The sequence below is a fragment of the Cellulomonas humilata genome, from assembly GCF_030814415.1.
GTDB classification, from domain to species: domain Bacteria; phylum Actinomycetota; class Actinomycetes; order Actinomycetales; family Cellulomonadaceae; genus Cellulomonas; species Cellulomonas humilata_A.
On record NZ_JAUSVB010000005.1, the window covers coordinates 388,344 to 402,822 of the forward strand.

A 14,479-nucleotide genomic window follows, 5' to 3' on the forward strand; every position below is an offset into this window, starting at 1 on the left:
GATTCGACATGTCCGACGGCGCCAGATCGAATCGATTCGATACGAAGCCAGAACTGATGGAGCCAGCCCGTGCGCCACCCCACCCCCTCCGTGAGTCGAGCCCGCTGGCTCCTCATGGGCCTCTTCGCCCTGACCGGCATCACGTTCTCGAGCTGGCTGGCCCGCATCCCGACGGTCCGGGACCTGCTCGACCTGTCCACGTCCGAGCTGGGACTCCTGCTGCTCATCGGCTCCGTCGGCGCCCTGCTCACGGTCACCCTGTCGGGCGTCATCGTGCAGCGCTTCGGCAGCCGCGTCGGGATCATCGCGTCGACCGGTGTGCTCGCGGCCGGCCTGGTGCTCATGGGTATCGGCCCGACCGTCGGCTCGGCAGCCCTCCTCGGCGTCGGCATCTTCCTCAACGGTGTCGCGGTCGCCCTCGGCAACGTGCCGCTCAACGTGGAGTCCGCCCGCATCGAGCGCGCGATGGGCCGCACCGTCATCCCGCAGTTCCACGCGGCGTTCTCGATCGGGGCCGTGACGGGTTCGGCGCTCGGCGCCACCGCGTCGCACCTCGGCATCTCGGTCGCGGTGCAGTTCACGGCGGTCGCCGTGCTCGCCGTGGTCTGGCGGCTGGCGTCCCTGCGCGGTCTCGTCCTGCCCGACGCTCCGGGGGACCGGCCCCGCACGCCGAGCCGGGCGGTCGCCGGCACGGTCACGGTCGGCCGACGGCGCCGCATCGCCACCGCGCTGGACTCCTGGCGCGAGCCCCGCACTCTGCTGATCGGTGTCGTCGTCATGGCGGCCGCCCTGTCCGAGGGGTCCGCCAACGACTGGCTGTCGCTCGCCGTCGTCGACGGGTTCGACCAGACCGAAGCCGTCGGCGGGGCCATGCTCGGGCTGTTCGTCGGCGCGATGACCCTCGTCCGGCTGCTCGGCACCCGGCTGATCGACCGGTTCGGCCGGGTGGACGTGCTCCGCGTCTCGGGGAGCGTCTCGGTCGTGGGCCTGCTGCTGTTCGGTTTCGCGCCCACCTTCGCGCTCGCCGGGGTCGGCATCGTGCTGTGGGGCTTCGGCGCCGCGCTCGCCGTGCCCGTGGGCATCGCGGCCGCGTCCGACGACCCGATGCGGGCTGCCGGCCGCGTGGCTGTCGTGTCGTCCTTCGCGTCCGTCGCCTCGATCGCGGCTCCGCCCCTGCTCGGGATCGCCGCAGCCTCGACGGGGGCCCGGCACGCCCTGGCGCTCATCGCCGTGGCGATGGTCGCGAGCGTCCTGCTGGCGGGTCGGGTCGCGCCCGAGCGGCCGTCGATCGAGGACGAGCCCGAGCGTCATGACGACGACGAGCCGCTCGCGCACGTCGCCGACGCCGACCCCGACCCGTACGCCGCGATCGTGGCCCGGCACGCCGACCACGTGACTGCTCGCACCCGTTCCATCCGGCGCCGTCGACCCCGTGCGCGTGCCCTGACCACGAGACGGACGACATCATGAGCACCGGAGGGTCGATGACGACGCCAGCGGGACACGACGACGAGCTGACCTCGAGCGCGCCCGGACGCGTCTCGCGGTCCGTCGAACGGGCGTCCATCGCCGTGTTCGCGGTCTTCTTCCTCAACGGGTTCAACTTCGCCACCTGGGCCGCCCGCCTGCCGGCCATCCGTGACGGCCTCGACTTCTCGCCCGCGCAGATGGGGCTGCTGCTGCTGGTCGGCTCCGTCGGCTCGCTCGTCGCGCTGCCGCTGTCCGGGATGGTCGTCGAGCGCCTCGGCGCCCGCCGCACCGTGCTGGCGTTCGCGTGCCTGAACGCGAGCGGCCTGATCGTGGCGTCCGTCGGTGTCGCGCTCGGCGAGGTGCTGATCGTCGGGTTCGGACTGGTCATGTTCGGCGTCGGCACCGGGGTGTGGGACGCGTCGATGAACGTCGAGGGCGCCGTCGTCGAGCAGCACCTCGGCCGCACGGTGATGCCGCGCTACCACGCCGGGTTCTCGTTCGGCACGGTGGCCGCCGCCGGGATCGCGGCCGTCGCCGCAGGCTTGCACGTGCCGGTCGTCGTGCACGTCCCGGTCGCCGTGGTCCTGTCGGTTCTCGGGGTCGCGTTCGCGGTGCGGGCGTTCCTGCCGATCGTCGACGAGCCCGAGGTGCACCACGGAGCCGAGCGCGCCGAGAAGGGTGCCCGCGGGGCGCTGGCCGCCTGGCTGGAGCCGCGCACGCTGCTCATCGGGCTGGTCGTCCTCGCCGCGGCCCTGACCGAGGGGTCCGCGAACGACTGGGTCAGCCTCGCGGTGGTCGACGGGTTCGACGTCCAGGACGCCGTCGGTGCGGTCGCGTTCGCCGTCTTCGTCACGGCGATGACCGCGATGCGCTGGTTCGGCACCACGCTGCTCGACCGGTACGGCCGGGTCGCGGTCCTGCGCCTGTGCGCCGGGTTGTCGCTCGTCGGCCTGCTGATCTTCGGTCTCGCCGACCCGCTGTGGCTCGCCGTCGTCGGGATCGTGGCGTGGGGCGCCGGTGCCGCGCTCGGGTTCCCCGTCGGCATGAGCGCCGCGGCCGACGACCCGCTGCGCGCCGCCGCCCGCGTCAGCGTCGTCTCGACGATCGGCTACAGCGCGTTCCTGGCGGGTCCGCCCCTGCTCGGGCTGCTCGCCCAGCACGTCGGCTACCGGCACGCCCTGCTCGTGATCATCATCCCGATCGTGCTCGGGCTGCTCGTGGTCAACGCCGCCGCGCCGCTGAAGAAGACGGCCCAGGGTTAGCCTGAGCGCGTGCAGACAGAGCTGAGCACGGCCGACTGCTCGCCGGAGTCCGTCCCCCCGACGATCACCTGGCCGGCCCGGACCACCCCCTCGTCCACCCTCGCGGACCTCACGACGCTGCGCGTCGGCGGTGCGCCGAGGCGGTACGTCGAGACGACGACCGAGGCCGAGCTGCTCGACGCGGTCCGCGCAGCCGACGCCGACGGCGAGCCGCTGCTGGTGCTCGGGGGCGGCTCGAACCTCCTGGTCGCCGACGCGGGCTTCGACGGGGTCGTCGTGCGGGACGTGCGCAGCGGCATCGAGGTGCCCGATGCGTCGGCGTGCGCCGGTGCCACGCTGACGGTCCCCGCAGGGACGCCGTGGGACGACGTGGTCCGGTATGCGGTGGAGGAGGAGTTGACCGGGATCGAGGCGCTGTCCGGCATCCCCGGGTCCACGGGCGCGACGCCGGTGCAGAACGTCGGCGCGTACGGGCAGGAGGTGTCGCAGAGCATCGCGACCGTCCGGGTCTGGGACCGCGGGCGCGGCAAGGTCCGCACGCTCCCGCTGGTCACGCTCGCGTTCGGCTACCGGACGTCGCTGCTGAAGCGGTCGATGCGCGGGGCCGACCCGACCGACCCGCAGGCCCCCTGGTCGCCGACGCCGCGCTACGTGGTGCTCGACGTGACGTTCCAGCTGCGCCCCGGCTCGCTGTCCCGCCCGATCGCCTACGCGGAGCTCGCCCGCACGCTCGGGGTCGAGGTCGGCGGACGCGCCCCGCTGGCGGACGTCCGCGACACGGTGCTGGCCCTGCGCGCCCGCAAGGGCATGGTGCTCGACGCGGCCGACCACGACACCTGGAGCGCGGGCTCGTTCTTCACCAACCCGTTCCTCAGCCCCGCCGAGGCGGCCGCGCTGCCGGACGACGCGCCGCGCTTTCCCGCCGACGACGACCGCGTCAAGACCAGCGCCGCCTGGCTCATCGAGCGGTCCGGGTTCTCGCGCGGCTTCGGCGCCCCCGGCCCGGCCACCCTGTCGACCAAGCACACGCTCGCGCTGACCAACCGCGGGTCCGCCAAGGCGGAGGACCTGCTCGCGCTCGCCCGTCAGGTGCGGGACGGGGTCCGGTCGTCCTTCGGGGTGGAGCTCGAGCCCGAGCCCGTGCTGGTGGGCGTCACGCTCTGACGCCCGAGCAGGGCACCGTGCACCAGGACGAGCGCCTCGTCGTCGGTCAGCCCGGCCGCACGGACGGCTGACACGTAGGTCTCGGCCGCGCGCCGCGCGATGTCCGTCGGGACGGAGGCCCCGTCGGCGATGACGGTCCCCGCACGCCGGCGGGTCTCGACGACACCCTCGGCCTCCAGCTCCCGGAACGCGCGCGCGACCGTCCCGGCCGCGAGCCCCAGGTCCGTGGCGAGCGCGCGGATGGTCGGCAGCCGGTCGCCCGCGACCAGCCGTCCGGCCGCGACGTGCGCGACGACCTGCGCGCGGATCTGCTCGAACGCGGGGACGCCGGAGGTCAGGTCGACCTCGAGCTCGGCGCTCATGACGCGTGCGGCTGCGCCGCGAGGTCGACCGTGGACCGTCGGGGTGCCGCGGCGCGACCGGGCGGGGCGGCGGACCGACCGGCGACGACCGCCGCCGCCACGGCCACCACGACCGCCACGACCACTCCCGCAGCGGCGACGGCGACGACCGTCGGGTCGGCGAGGGCGACGCCGTCGACGGCACCGCCCTGGACGGCGTGCAGCGCCCGGCTCGCGACGCCGAGGCACCCGGCGAGCGTCCAGCCGAGCACGAGCTGCACCCCGCCGAGGACCCGTCGTGCCGACAGACGGCGCAGTGCGGTGTCGTCGTCGGCGGACGCGTCGCTCACCGCGGGCCGGCGCGCCACCAGGAGCAGGACGCCGATGCAGCCGGCCAGCAGGACCGCGACGGCGAGGACGAGCCAGCGCCCGTAGAACCAGCCGGGGAACGGACCAGCCTCACCCGTCACCAGCGGACCGTGGCGCCACGGCAGAGCGCGCCCGTCATCGGTCGCCACCGCCGCGCACAGGGCCAGGAGCGCGAGGAGCGCCGCTGACCAGCCGAGCACGAGGGCGCCGAGGCCGGCGGGCGTGATGTCCCGGAGCCCACGACGGGCGAGCGCGGCCCGACGGACGATGCCCGTCGGCCGCGGCCAGGTGAGCTCACCGACGGCGTGCACGGCCAGGAACGCCGCGCCGCCGGCCGCGGGGAGCAGGCCCATGGAGAGGCCCACGGTCAGTCCCGACAGCTCCGGGACCACCACGGCGACCATGAGCACCGGCGCAGCCAGGAGGGCCGCCCAGGCGCTCGCGGTGACCCGACCGGCATGTCGCGCGGCGGCGAGCCACGCGTCGGACGGGCTGACGGGGCCGACCGTGCGGGTCGGCCGCAGGACCGCGCCGATCGCGACGGCGACCGCGACGACCACGATGAGGACCAGGCCGGACATCGCCACTCCTTTGTATCAATCAGTCAATGTATTGATACAATCGTTCGTGAGGCCGGGTGTCAAGCGGCCAGCCAGTCGTCCACACCGGCCAGGAGTCGCGCCCGCACGTCGTCCGCCGCGCGACTGGCTCGGACGGACGCCCGCGCCAGCTCCGCCAGCTCGTCGTCGGAGAACCCGTGCACGTCGCGGGCGATCACGTACTGGTCCACCAGCCGGGAGTGGAACAGGAGCGGGTCGTCGGCGCCGAGGGCCACCGCGGCGCCCGCGTCGATCAGTGCGCGGAGCGGGACGTCGGCAGCGGAGGCGTACACGCCGAGCGACACGTTCGACGCGGGGCACACCTCGAGCGCGACACCCTCGTCGACCACGCGCTCGAGCACCCGGGGATCCTCCGCGGAACGCACCCCGTGCCCGAGCCGGTCGGGGCGCAGATGACCGACCACGTCCTCGACGTGCGCGGGTCCCAGCAGCTCACCGCCGTGCGGCACCGACGCCAGGCCCGCAGCCCGGGCGATCGCGAACGCCGGCGCGAACTCCGACGTCTCGCCTCGGCGCTCGTCGTTGGACAGGCCGAAGCCCACCACCTGACCGGGGCCGTCGCCGGCGTGGTGCGCGGCCAGCCGCGCGAGCGTGCGCGCCTCCAGCGGGTGCCGCATCCGCGACGCGGCGACGATCACACCGACGTCCACCCCGGTGTCCAGCGCCGCCTGACGGGCCGCGTCCAGCACGATCTCCAGCGCGGGCGTCAGGCCGCCGACGAACGGCGCGTACGACGTCGGGTCCACCTGGATCTCCAGCCGGCCTGATCCCTCCGCGGCGTCGTCCTGCGCCGCCTCCGCGACGATCCGTCGCATGTCGGCCTCGCTGCGCACGCACGCGCGTGCGGCGTCGTACAGCCGCTGGAACCGGAACCAGCCGCGCTCGTCGGCGGGCACGTGCAGCGGGTCGGCGTCGAGGAGCGCGGACGGGAGCCGGATGCCGTGCGTCGTCGCCAGGTCAGCCAGCGTCGAGACGCGCATCGACCCCGTGAAGTGCAGGTGCAGGTGGGCCTTGGGGAGCCGGCTCAGGTCTCGGGTCACACGCCAGCCGTGGTCGCGGTTGCGTCGATCAGCCGGTACCCGACACCGCGGACGGTGTCGAAGTGCTCGGCGCCGACCTTGCGGCGCAGGTACCGCACGTACACGTCGACGACGTTCGAGCCCGGGTCGAAGTCGAAGCCCCACACCTCCGACAGCAGGCGCTCGCGCGTCAGGACGTCGCCGGGATGACGCAGGAACGTCTCCGCCAGGGCGAACTCCCGGGCCGACAGGTCGACCTCCTGGTTGCCGACCTTCATCCGCCGCGTCCGCAGGTCCAGCTGGAGCGCGCCGTGCTTGAGCACCGACGTCTCGCCCGACGGCGTCCCCTGCGCCCGCAGCCGCAGCCGCACCCGGGCCAGGAGCTCCTCGAAGCGGAACGGCTTGGCCATGTAGTCGTCGGCCCCGGACTCCAGGCCGGTGACGGTGTCGGTCACGGACGACCGCGCCGTCAGCACGATCACCGGAACGGTCTCGCCGGCCGCGCGCAGCCGGCGCAGGACCTCGAAGCCGTCGATGTCGACGAGGCCCAGATCGAGGATGAGCAGGTCGACGCCGCCGGACTGCACGCGCGTCAGGGCCTCTTCGCCGGAGGTCACCGCGCTCGTCTCGAAGCCGGAGGCACGCAGGCCCTTGGCGACGAACGCGGCGATGCGTTCCTCGTCCTCCGCGATGAGGATGTGCGTCATAGGTACTCCACCATCTCGGTGACCGGTTGGGGTTCGCCGTCCACGAGGTCGACGGCCGGGAGGTCCAGCACGAAGACCACGCCGGAGCCGACGTTAGCCGGTGGATGCTCCACGAACACGCGTCCGTGGTGGGCGTGTGCGATGGCGGCGACGATCGGCAGCCCCAGTCCGGCACCGTGCGAGATGCGGTCGGCCTGTCCGCGGTGGAACCGTTCGAAGATGCGGTCGGCCTCGTCGGCCGGCACGCCGGGGCCCTCGTCGCGGACCCACAGGAGCAGCCGGTCGCCCGCCACCTCGCTGCCGAGCCGCACCGTGGAGCCCGGCGCGGAGTAGCGGTGCGCGTTCGCGAGCAGCTGCAACCACGCCTGGGTGATCCGCTGGGCGTCCAGGAGCACGTTCACGTCGGCCCGCGACGCGACCACCCAGCGCCGGTCCCCGAGACCCCGCGCCTTGTCGTGCACGTCGTCCGTCAGACGACCCACGTCGGTGGGAGCGAGCCGCACGAAGTCCGGCCGGTCCGCGGTCGCGAGCGTCATCAGGTCGTCGACCAGCCGCTGCATCCGGTCCAGCTCGTCCAGGGCGAGCGCCTGCGTCGCGCGGACATCGTCAGGGTCGTCCGCATCGACCAGCTCGAGGTGCCCGCGCACGATCGTCAGGGGCGTCCGCAGCTCGTGGCCGACGTCGTCGAGAAGCTCCCGCTGCGAGCCGAACGCGCGCTGCAGCCGGTCGAGCATCGCGTTCACCGTGCGGGCCAGGTTGGACAGGTCGTCCTTGCCGGTCACCGTGATGCGTTCCGAGAGGTCGGACTCCGTGATGCGACGGGTGGTGTCCCGCAGGAGCCGGATGGGTCGGAGCAGACGGCCGACGACGAACCACGCGACCACCGCGATGACGGCAAGAGCGCCGAGCCCGACCGCCGAGTAGGTGAGGAACGTGCTGCGCAGGCCCGACATCTCCGCGGACCGGTCGAACGCCACCACGAACAGGCCGAGGCCGGGGTCCCCGGCGATGAGGACCGGGACGGCGATCAACCGGTACTGCGTCGCGGACGTGGACACGGTCTGGGGCACGGCCGGGGTGTCGGCGTCCATCTGGGCCAGCACCGCGACCAGCTCGAGGTCCTCCTCGAGCCGGATCGACCGGGTCTCCAGCGCCGGCAGCCACTCCGCCTCGCCCTCGAGCAGCGCGAAGACGCCCTCGTTCTTGCCGGGGATGCGCCCGCGCACACCCTGCTTCAGGACGTCGCTCACGCTGCTGAACGGCTGCTTGGTGGCCTCGTCGCCCTTCGCCTCGATGTTGCGCAGCGCGGCGACCGCGCGGGACAGGGAGTTGTCCATCCGCTCGTCGGTCTCGGCCGCCTGCAGCGCGAACGCCGTCCCGCCGGCGATCATCACGGTCAGCGCGGAGAGCACCACCACGGCGGTCAGCAGCCGGGCACGGACCGTCAGGTGCGCGAGCGTGCGCTGGTAGGCGGGGATGGCACCCGTCGTCGCGCCGGGAACGTCGGCGCGGCGACCGGCGCTGGCGCTGCGTGACATGGACGCAAGTATGTCCGTCGCGCACGCTCGTGCGCAGGCGTCTCAGTCCAACGGGCGCATGAAGGACCAGAGGTGACCTTCGAGGTCGTAGGCGCTGTACACGCGGTACCCGTAGTCCTGGTCCACCGGTGCCTGCCGGACCTCGACGCCGGCCTCGACGGACCGCTGGTGGTGCGCGTCGACGTCGTCCACCAGCACCGCGACCGAGGCGGTCGTCGCGCCGACCGTGGCGGGAGAGGCCAGCCGGTACGAGGCCTGCTCCGGGTGCAGCCAGATCACGCCGTCGCCCGCATGGACCTCACCGTGCACCACCCGACCCGCACCGTCGCGCACGAGCGCGCCCGGCAGGAGCCCGAACCTCTCGACCAGCCACGCCTGCGCCGTGCCGATGTCCGCGTAGACCAGCAGCACGATGCGCTGCTGCGCGGGGGGCTCGAGCGTCGACAGCTCCTCGAGGACCGCGACGAGGTCGGTGCCTCCCGCGGCGAGCGCCCCGGCGACCTTGGAGCGCAACCGAGCCGTCGCGTCGAGGCGTGCGTCGAGCGCGCCCAGGTGGGCCTCCATGGCCGACCTGAGGTCCCACGCGGGGTCGTCGAGCGCGCGCTGGACCTCGGCGAGGTTCATGCCCAGCCGGCGCAGCAGACCGACCCGGTAGAGACGAGCCGCGTCGGCGTCGTCGTAGATCCGGTGGCCGGCGGGGCTCCGACCCGACGGGGTCAGCAGCCCGATCTGCTCGTAGTAGTGCAGCGTCCGGACGGTCAGCCCGGTCGCCTCCGCCAGCTCGCCCACCCGACGTCCTGTCGCCATGCGACCGACGCTAGGACCTCACGCCGCGTCAGGGGCAAGAGCTGGGCTCAGCCGTCGTCGCGACGCTGCCAGCGGAACGTCCGGACCCCGACGACCAGGGCGGCGACGGCCCACACGACCAGGACCACGGCGGTCGCCCCGTGCTGCCAGGACCCGCTGACCTCCCACGACTCGGCGCTGGGCGGCAGGAAGACCGAGCGCATGCCCTGCGCCATCCACTTCAGCGGGAACACCGACGCCACCTGCTGCATCCAGGTGGGCAGGTCGTTGAACACGAAGAACACGCCCGAGATGAACTGCAGCACGAGGACGATCGGCGTCACGACCGCGCTCGCGGACTTCCCCGAGCGGGGGACCGACGAGAACGCGACGCCGCAGAGCGTGCCGGCAGCGGTCCCCAGCACGAACACCCACGCGAACGTCGCCCACGCCGTCGCCGTCGTCGGCATCGGGACCCCGAACAGCAGCGCGGCCGCCGCCAGGAGCAGCGCGGTCTGGACGAGCGACGTCACGAGCACCTCGCCGGTCTTGCCCAGGAAGAACGCGGACGACGGCAGCGGGGTGCCGTGCAGGCGCTTGAGGCCACCCTCGTCGCGCTCGACCGCGATCGAGATCGCGAGGTGCTGGAAGCTGGAGAGCATGATGCCCGTGGCCAGCATCCCGGGCAGGAAGTACTGCGCGAACGGGATCCCGGGCGGCGGGCCCACCGTGGCGCCGTCCTGCCCGAACACCGTCGCGAAGATGGCGAGCATGATGATCGGGTACGCGAAGATGAAGACGACGGCGTCGCGCTCGCGGAAGAACGTCCGCACCTCGTAGCCGGTCCGCGCCACCCCGAGGCGCAGCACGCCCGGGAGCCGTGTCCGGGTGCCGACCTCGCTCATGACACGGGCCCGTCGATCAGGCTGAGATAGACGTCCTCGAGCGTGGGCCGCAGCACCTGCAGCCCGGGGACCTCCCCGCCCAGCGTGCCGGTCAGCTCGACGACGGTCTGCGTCGGGGTGTCGGTGCGGACCTCGCGCACCTGCCCGTCCTGCGTCCAGCGCACCACCGCCTGCCGCGCGGTGCGGCCGCCGAGGTCCGCCGGTGGCCCCTCCGCGACGACCTGCCCGTCGCGCACGACCACCACACGGTCGGCGAGGCGCTCGGCCTCCTCCAGGTAGTGGGTCGTCAGCAGGATCGTCGTGCCGTCGGCCGCGAGCTGCTCGATCAGGTCCCAGAACGAGCGCCGGGCCTGCGGGTCGAACCCCGTGGTCGGCTCGTCGAGGAACAGCAGCTCGGGTCGGCCGACGATGCCGAGGGCCACGTCGAGCCGACGCCGCTGCCCGCCGGACAGCTGCCGCGCGCGCGTCTTCACCTTCTCCTGCAGGCCGACGGACGCGATCACCTCGTCGGGATCGCGCGGGTCCGGGAAGAACCGCGCGAAGTGACGGACCAGCTCGGCGACCGTCGCCTCGGCGAGGTCGTTGTTGCTCTGCAGCACGATGCCGAGCCGCGAGCGCCACGCCCGGTCGCCGTCCTGCGGGTCGCGTCCGAGCACCCGCACGTCGCCGCCGTCCCGCGACCGGTAGCCCTCGAGGATCTCCACGGTCGTGGTCTTCCCGGCGCCGTTGGGCCCGAGGATCGCCACGACCTCGCCGTGCGCCACGTGCAGGTCCAGCCCGTCGACCGCACGCTTCTCGCCATAGAGCTTCCGGAGCCCGGCGACCTCGACGGCGTGCGGCACGGCTGTTACTCGGCCTCGGCCAGCAGCGACTGGATCCGGGTGACGCCCTCGACCAGGTCGGCGTCGCTCAGCGCATACGACAGCCGCAGGTAGCCGCTCGGTCCGAACGCCTCACCGGGCACCACGGCGACCTCGGCCTGCTCGAGGATGAGCGTGGCCAGCTCCGCCGACGTCCGCGGGGTCACCCCGCGGATCGTGCGGCCCAGCACGCCCTCGACGGACGGGTAGACGTAGAACGCCCCCTGGGGCGCGGGGATCCGCACCCCGTCGATCTGCGACAGCATCTCCACGATCGTGCGCCGACGGCGGTCGAACGCGGTCCGCATCTCCTCGACCGCCGCGAGGTCGCCGGTGAGCGCGGTGATCGCGGCCCGCTGCGACACGTTCGCGACGTTGGACGTGAGGTGCGACTGGAAGTTCGTCGCGGCGGTGATCACGTCGGCGGGGCCGATCATCCAGCCGACCCGCCAGCCGGTCATCGCGTAGGTCTTGGCGACGCCGTTGACGACGATCGTCGTGTCCGCCAGCTCCGGCACCGCGCGGACGATGGGCGTGAACACCGCGTCGTCGTAGGTGAGGTGCTCGTAGATCTCGTCGGTGATGACCCAGACGCCGTGCTCGAGGGCCCAGCGCCCGATCGCGGCGGTCTGCTCGGGGGAGTACACCGCACCCGTCGGGTTGGACGGGGAGCAGAACAGCAGGACCTTGGTCCGCGGCGTGCGCGCGGCCTCGAGCTGCTCGACGGTCACCAGGTAGCCCTGGTCGACGCCGGCGAACACCTCGACGGGCACGCCACCCGCCAGCCGGATCGCCTCGGGGTAGGTGGTCCAGTACGGCGCCGGCAGCAGCACCTCGTCGCCCGGGTCCACGATCGCCGCGAACGACTGGTAGACCGCCTGCTTGCCCCCGTTGGTGACCAGCACGCTCGACGGCTTCACCTCGTAGCCGGAGTCGCGCAGCGTCTTCGCGGCGATCGCCTCGCGCAGCGCCGGCAGACCGGCAGCCGGCGTGTAGCGGTGGTTGACGGGGTCCTTGGCCGCCGCGACCGCGGAGTCGACGATGTAGCCGGGCGTCGGGAAGTCGGGCTCTCCGGCGCCGAAGCCGATGACGGGGCGGCCGGCGGCCTTGAGCGCCTTGGCCTTGGCATCGACGGCCAGCGTCGCGGACTCGGCGATCGCGGCCAGTCGGGCGGACACACGGGGACGGGGAGAGGTCTGCTCGCTCACGGGGCCCATAGTGGCAGAGGTCACGTCGGGGGGTGCCAGGCGATATCGGTGGGTGACACGTTGCCCGGGCCCACCCACACGAGGCCGCGGGGGACGGTTCGACCCACGCGCGCTCGTCGCGTACAGTGGACCCCCGGCGGTTGACGTCCGCCATGATGAGCCGTGCCCCGGAGAACTCCGGTAGCTGCACGGACCCCCTCCGGGTGGTGTCCGTGAGTGTCGCGCGGGTTGTGTCATGGGGGCCAGGCCGCCGTAGGGCAGTGGCGCAATTGGTAGCGCAGCGGTCTCCAAAACCGCAGGTTGCAGGTTCGAGTCCTGTCTGCCCTGCGCACGCGTCTGGTCCTCCGGGTTCGCCCGGTGGCCCAGGAGAAGCGAGCAGGACCGCCGGTCGGTCCGGCGCGACGCGTCGGCCCGTCCGTCCGTCAGGTTCCGAACGGAGCCTGACCACCACGAGACGTAGGGGTCAGACGTGAGCGAAACAGCACCGGCTGCGGCGTCCGACGCCGAGGGTTCGGCGGCGCGCCCGTCGGCATCCAAGGCCGCCCGCAAGGGTGACTCGCGTGGCGGACTGTTCGCGCGCATCGCGCTCTTCGTCCGCCAGGTCGTCGCAGAGCTGAAGAAGGTCGTCCGGCCCACGCGGTCGGAGCTGATCACCTACACGAGCGTCGTGCTCGTGTTCGTCGCGGTGGTCATGGCCTTCGTCACCGTGGTCGACCTGGGCATCGGCAAGCTCACGTTCTGGGTCTTCGGAGGCTGACAGGTCATCGGGGCTCCGGTCCCGACGAACGAGGCTGTCGCCCCACCCGGGTCGAGCACCCACCGCACCGGCCCGCCGGTGCGCACACGCAGGAGAAAGCAGGTTCGCACGTGTCGCAGGAGTCGCAGGAGCCCACCACGGGCGCCGAGGCGGAGCTCGAGGACGCCATCGCGTCGGTTGAGGCCGTCGAGTCGTCGGCTGTCGAGGACGCCTCCACCGAGGATGTCAGCGCCGACGCCACCGAGAGCGACGAGCCGGCCGACGAGGGTGCCGAGCCTGCCGCTGACGAGGTCGACGCCGACGAGGCGGACGCCGAGGAGGACGAGCCCGACGTCGAGGAGGACCCGGTCGCCGCGTTCAAGGCGCAGCTCCGGAGCCAGCTCGGTGACTGGTACGTCATCCACTCCTACGCGGGCTACGAGAACCGCGTGAAGGCGAACCTCGAGAACCGCCGCCAGAGCCTGAACATGGAGGACTTCATCTACGCGGTGGAGGTCCCCATGGAAGAGGTCGTGGAGATCAAGAACGCGCAGCGCAAGGTTGTCAAGCGCGTCCGGATCCCCGGCTACGTGCTGGTCCGCATGGACCTCACCGACGAGTCGTGGGGCGCCGTCCGGCACACGCCGGGCGTCACCGGCTTCGTCGGCCACACGCACCAGCCCGTGCCGCTGACGCTCGACGAGGTCTTCTCGATGCTCGCGCCGTCGCTCGAGCCCAAGCAGCCGACCACGGCCGCCGGTGCCGCGAAGGCCGCGTCGCAGATCAAGGTCGACTTCACCGTCGGCGAGTCGGTCACCGTCACGGACGGTCCGTTCGACACGCTGCCCGCCACGATCTCCGAGATCAACGCCGAGAACCAGAAGCTCAAGGTCCTCGTCTCCATCTTCGGCCGGGAGACCCCGGTCGAGCTGTCCTTCAGCCAGGTCGCCAAGATCTGACTGACGCTTCCCCGCGTCTGCGGGTGAGCACTGCAACCGGGTCATCGCCCACGGCGTCGGCCCACGACACGAACGGAAGTAGCAATGCCCCCGAAGAAGAAGGTCACCGGCCTGATCAAGCTCCAGATCAAGGCCGGCGCGGCCACTCCTGCGCCGCCCATCGGTCCGGCACTGGGCCAGCACGGCGTCAACATCATGGAGTTCTGCAAGGCGTACAACGCGGCCACCGAGGCGCAGCGCGGCAACGTCATCCCCGTCGAGATCACGGTGTACGAGGACCGCTCGTTCACCTTCATCACGAAGACGCCGCCGGCCGCTGAGCTGATCAAGAAGGCCGCGGGTGTCGCCAAGGGCTCCCCGACGCCGCACACCGTGAAGGTCGCGACCCTCACCAAGGCGCAGATCAGCGAGATCGCGAGCACCAAGCTCGAGGACCTCAACGCGAACGACCTCGCCGCGGCCGAGAAGATCATCGCCGGCACGGCCCGCTCGATGGGCATCAAGGTCGAGGGCTGAACCAGCCAGCAAGAAACAG

At 72.7% G+C, this 14,479-nt stretch carries 15 protein-coding genes and 1 tRNA gene; 7 read left to right on the top strand and 9 right to left on the bottom strand.

All coding sequences use genetic code 11. The features are described from left to right. Nucleotides 1-69 precede the first annotated feature (69 nt). From J2X26_RS18160 to J2X26_RS18170, 3 genes are all read left to right on the top strand, one after another. Nucleotides 70-1,470 carry an MFS transporter gene (locus J2X26_RS18160; RefSeq protein ID WP_307494106.1) on the top strand — a complete coding sequence of 467 codons (1,401 nt, stop codon included), beginning with the start codon at nt 70-72 and terminating at the stop codon, nt 1,468-1,470. Further along, entirely contained in the window at nt 1,467-2,732 is a 1,266-nt protein-coding gene (locus tag J2X26_RS18165) for an MFS transporter (RefSeq protein ID WP_307494108.1), read from the top strand. The genes J2X26_RS18160 and J2X26_RS18165 overlap by 4 nt, the downstream gene beginning before the upstream one ends. A 63-nt stretch (nt 2,733-2,795) precedes the next feature. After that, nucleotides 2,796-3,896, top strand: a complete 1,101-nt coding sequence (locus J2X26_RS18170) for a UDP-N-acetylmuramate dehydrogenase (RefSeq protein ID WP_307494166.1) — start codon at nt 2,796-2,798, stop codon at nt 3,894-3,896. Here the strand turns inward: J2X26_RS18170 and J2X26_RS18175 are convergent. Genes J2X26_RS18175 through J2X26_RS18215 form a run of 9 tightly spaced genes read right to left on the bottom strand, consistent with a single transcriptional unit; the run spans nt 3,818 to nt 12,258 of the window. After that, nucleotides 3,818-4,258, bottom strand: a complete 441-nt coding sequence (locus J2X26_RS18175) for a GntR family transcriptional regulator (RefSeq protein WP_307494109.1) — start codon at nt 4,256-4,258, stop codon at nt 3,818-3,820. The two genes, J2X26_RS18170 and J2X26_RS18175, sit on opposite strands and share 79 nt — an antisense overlap. After that, on the bottom strand, nt 4,255-5,187 hold the full coding sequence (locus J2X26_RS18180) for a hypothetical protein (RefSeq protein ID WP_307494110.1): 933 nt from the start codon (nt 5,185-5,187) through the stop codon (nt 4,255-4,257). Before J2X26_RS18180 ends, J2X26_RS18175 begins: the two co-directional genes overlap by 4 nt. A gap of 59 nt (nt 5,188-5,246) precedes the next feature. Then, nucleotides 5,247-6,266 (bottom strand): adenosine deaminase, encoded by a 1,020-nt coding sequence (locus J2X26_RS18185; RefSeq protein ID WP_307494111.1) that lies wholly within the window; start codon nt 6,264-6,266, stop codon nt 5,247-5,249. Next, nucleotides 6,263-6,952 carry a response regulator transcription factor gene (locus J2X26_RS18190; RefSeq protein WP_307494112.1) on the bottom strand — a complete coding sequence of 230 codons (690 nt, stop codon included), beginning with the start codon at nt 6,950-6,952 and terminating at the stop codon, nt 6,263-6,265. The genes J2X26_RS18185 and J2X26_RS18190 overlap by 4 nt, the downstream gene beginning before the upstream one ends. After that, nucleotides 6,949-8,490, bottom strand: a complete 1,542-nt coding sequence (locus tag J2X26_RS18195) for a sensor histidine kinase (RefSeq protein WP_307494113.1) — start codon at nt 8,488-8,490, stop codon at nt 6,949-6,951. Before J2X26_RS18195 ends, J2X26_RS18190 begins: the two co-directional genes overlap by 4 nt. Before the next feature lie 42 nt (nt 8,491-8,532). Further along, nucleotides 8,533-9,297, bottom strand: coding sequence for a MerR family transcriptional regulator (locus J2X26_RS18200; RefSeq protein ID WP_307494114.1), 765 nt, complete (start codon nt 9,295-9,297; stop codon nt 8,533-8,535). Nucleotides 9,298-9,344: 47 nt separating this feature from the next. Then, a complete protein-coding gene (locus J2X26_RS18205; protein ID WP_307494115.1) occupies nt 9,345-10,181 on the bottom strand; it encodes an ABC transporter permease in 837 nt (278 codons plus the stop codon). Further along, a complete protein-coding gene (locus tag J2X26_RS18210) occupies nt 10,178-11,023 on the bottom strand; it encodes an ABC transporter ATP-binding protein (RefSeq protein WP_307494116.1) in 846 nt (281 codons plus the stop codon). Before J2X26_RS18210 ends, J2X26_RS18205 begins: the two co-directional genes overlap by 4 nt. A gap of 5 nt (nt 11,024-11,028) precedes the next feature. Further along, nucleotides 11,029-12,258, bottom strand: a complete 1,230-nt coding sequence (locus tag J2X26_RS18215; protein WP_307494168.1) for a pyridoxal phosphate-dependent aminotransferase — start codon at nt 12,256-12,258, stop codon at nt 11,029-11,031. Nucleotides 12,259-12,503: 245 nt separating this feature from the next. On the opposite strand from J2X26_RS18215, the gene J2X26_RS18220 reads away from it, so the two are divergent. The 4 genes from J2X26_RS18220 (at nt 12,504) to rplK (ending at nt 14,460) form a co-directional block, all read left to right on the top strand. Then, nucleotides 12,504-12,576 (top strand) — tRNA-Trp (locus tag J2X26_RS18220). Nucleotides 12,577-12,718: 142 nt separating this feature from the next. Further along, nucleotides 12,719-13,006, top strand: a complete 288-nt coding sequence (gene secE / locus J2X26_RS18225) for a preprotein translocase subunit SecE (RefSeq protein WP_307494117.1) — start codon at nt 12,719-12,721, stop codon at nt 13,004-13,006. Between the two features lie 110 nt (nt 13,007-13,116). Beyond that, nucleotides 13,117-13,944: a transcription termination/antitermination protein NusG gene (gene nusG / locus J2X26_RS18230; protein ID WP_307494118.1), complete on the top strand. Its 828-nt coding sequence runs from the start codon at nt 13,117-13,119 to the stop codon at nt 13,942-13,944. A gap of 84 nt (nt 13,945-14,028) precedes the next feature. Beyond that, complete coding sequence (gene rplK, locus J2X26_RS18235) at nt 14,029-14,460, top strand: 50S ribosomal protein L11 (RefSeq protein WP_055912123.1); 432 nt, start codon at nt 14,029-14,031, stop codon at nt 14,458-14,460. The last annotated feature ends 19 nt before the right edge of the window (nt 14,461-14,479 follow it).

Excerpts from the sequence above, each read along its gene's own strand:
- J2X26_RS18165 (WP_307494108.1), top strand. The coding sequence starts at position 1,467 with ATGAGCACCGGAGGGTCGATGACGACGCCAGCGGGACACGACGACGAG.
- J2X26_RS18175 (WP_307494109.1), bottom strand. The coding sequence starts at position 4,258 with ATGAGCGCCGAGCTCGAGGTCGACCTGACCTCCGGCGTCCCCGCGTTC.
- J2X26_RS18180 (WP_307494110.1), bottom strand. The coding sequence starts at position 5,187 with ATGTCCGGCCTGGTCCTCATCGTGGTCGTCGCGGTCGCCGTCGCGATC.
- J2X26_RS18190 (WP_307494112.1), bottom strand. The coding sequence starts at position 6,952 with ATGACGCACATCCTCATCGCGGAGGACGAGGAACGCATCGCCGCGTTC.
- J2X26_RS18195 (WP_307494113.1), bottom strand. The coding sequence starts at position 8,490 with ATGTCACGCAGCGCCAGCGCCGGTCGCCGCGCCGACGTTCCCGGCGCG.
- J2X26_RS18200 (WP_307494114.1), bottom strand. The coding sequence starts at position 9,297 with ATGGCGACAGGACGTCGGGTGGGCGAGCTGGCGGAGGCGACCGGGCTG.
- J2X26_RS18205 (WP_307494115.1), bottom strand. The coding sequence starts at position 10,181 with ATGAGCGAGGTCGGCACCCGGACACGGCTCCCGGGCGTGCTGCGCCTC.
- J2X26_RS18215 (WP_307494168.1), bottom strand. The coding sequence starts at position 12,258 with ATGGGCCCCGTGAGCGAGCAGACCTCTCCCCGTCCCCGTGTGTCCGCC.
- rplK (WP_055912123.1), top strand. The coding sequence starts at position 14,029 with ATGCCCCCGAAGAAGAAGGTCACCGGCCTGATCAAGCTCCAGATCAAG.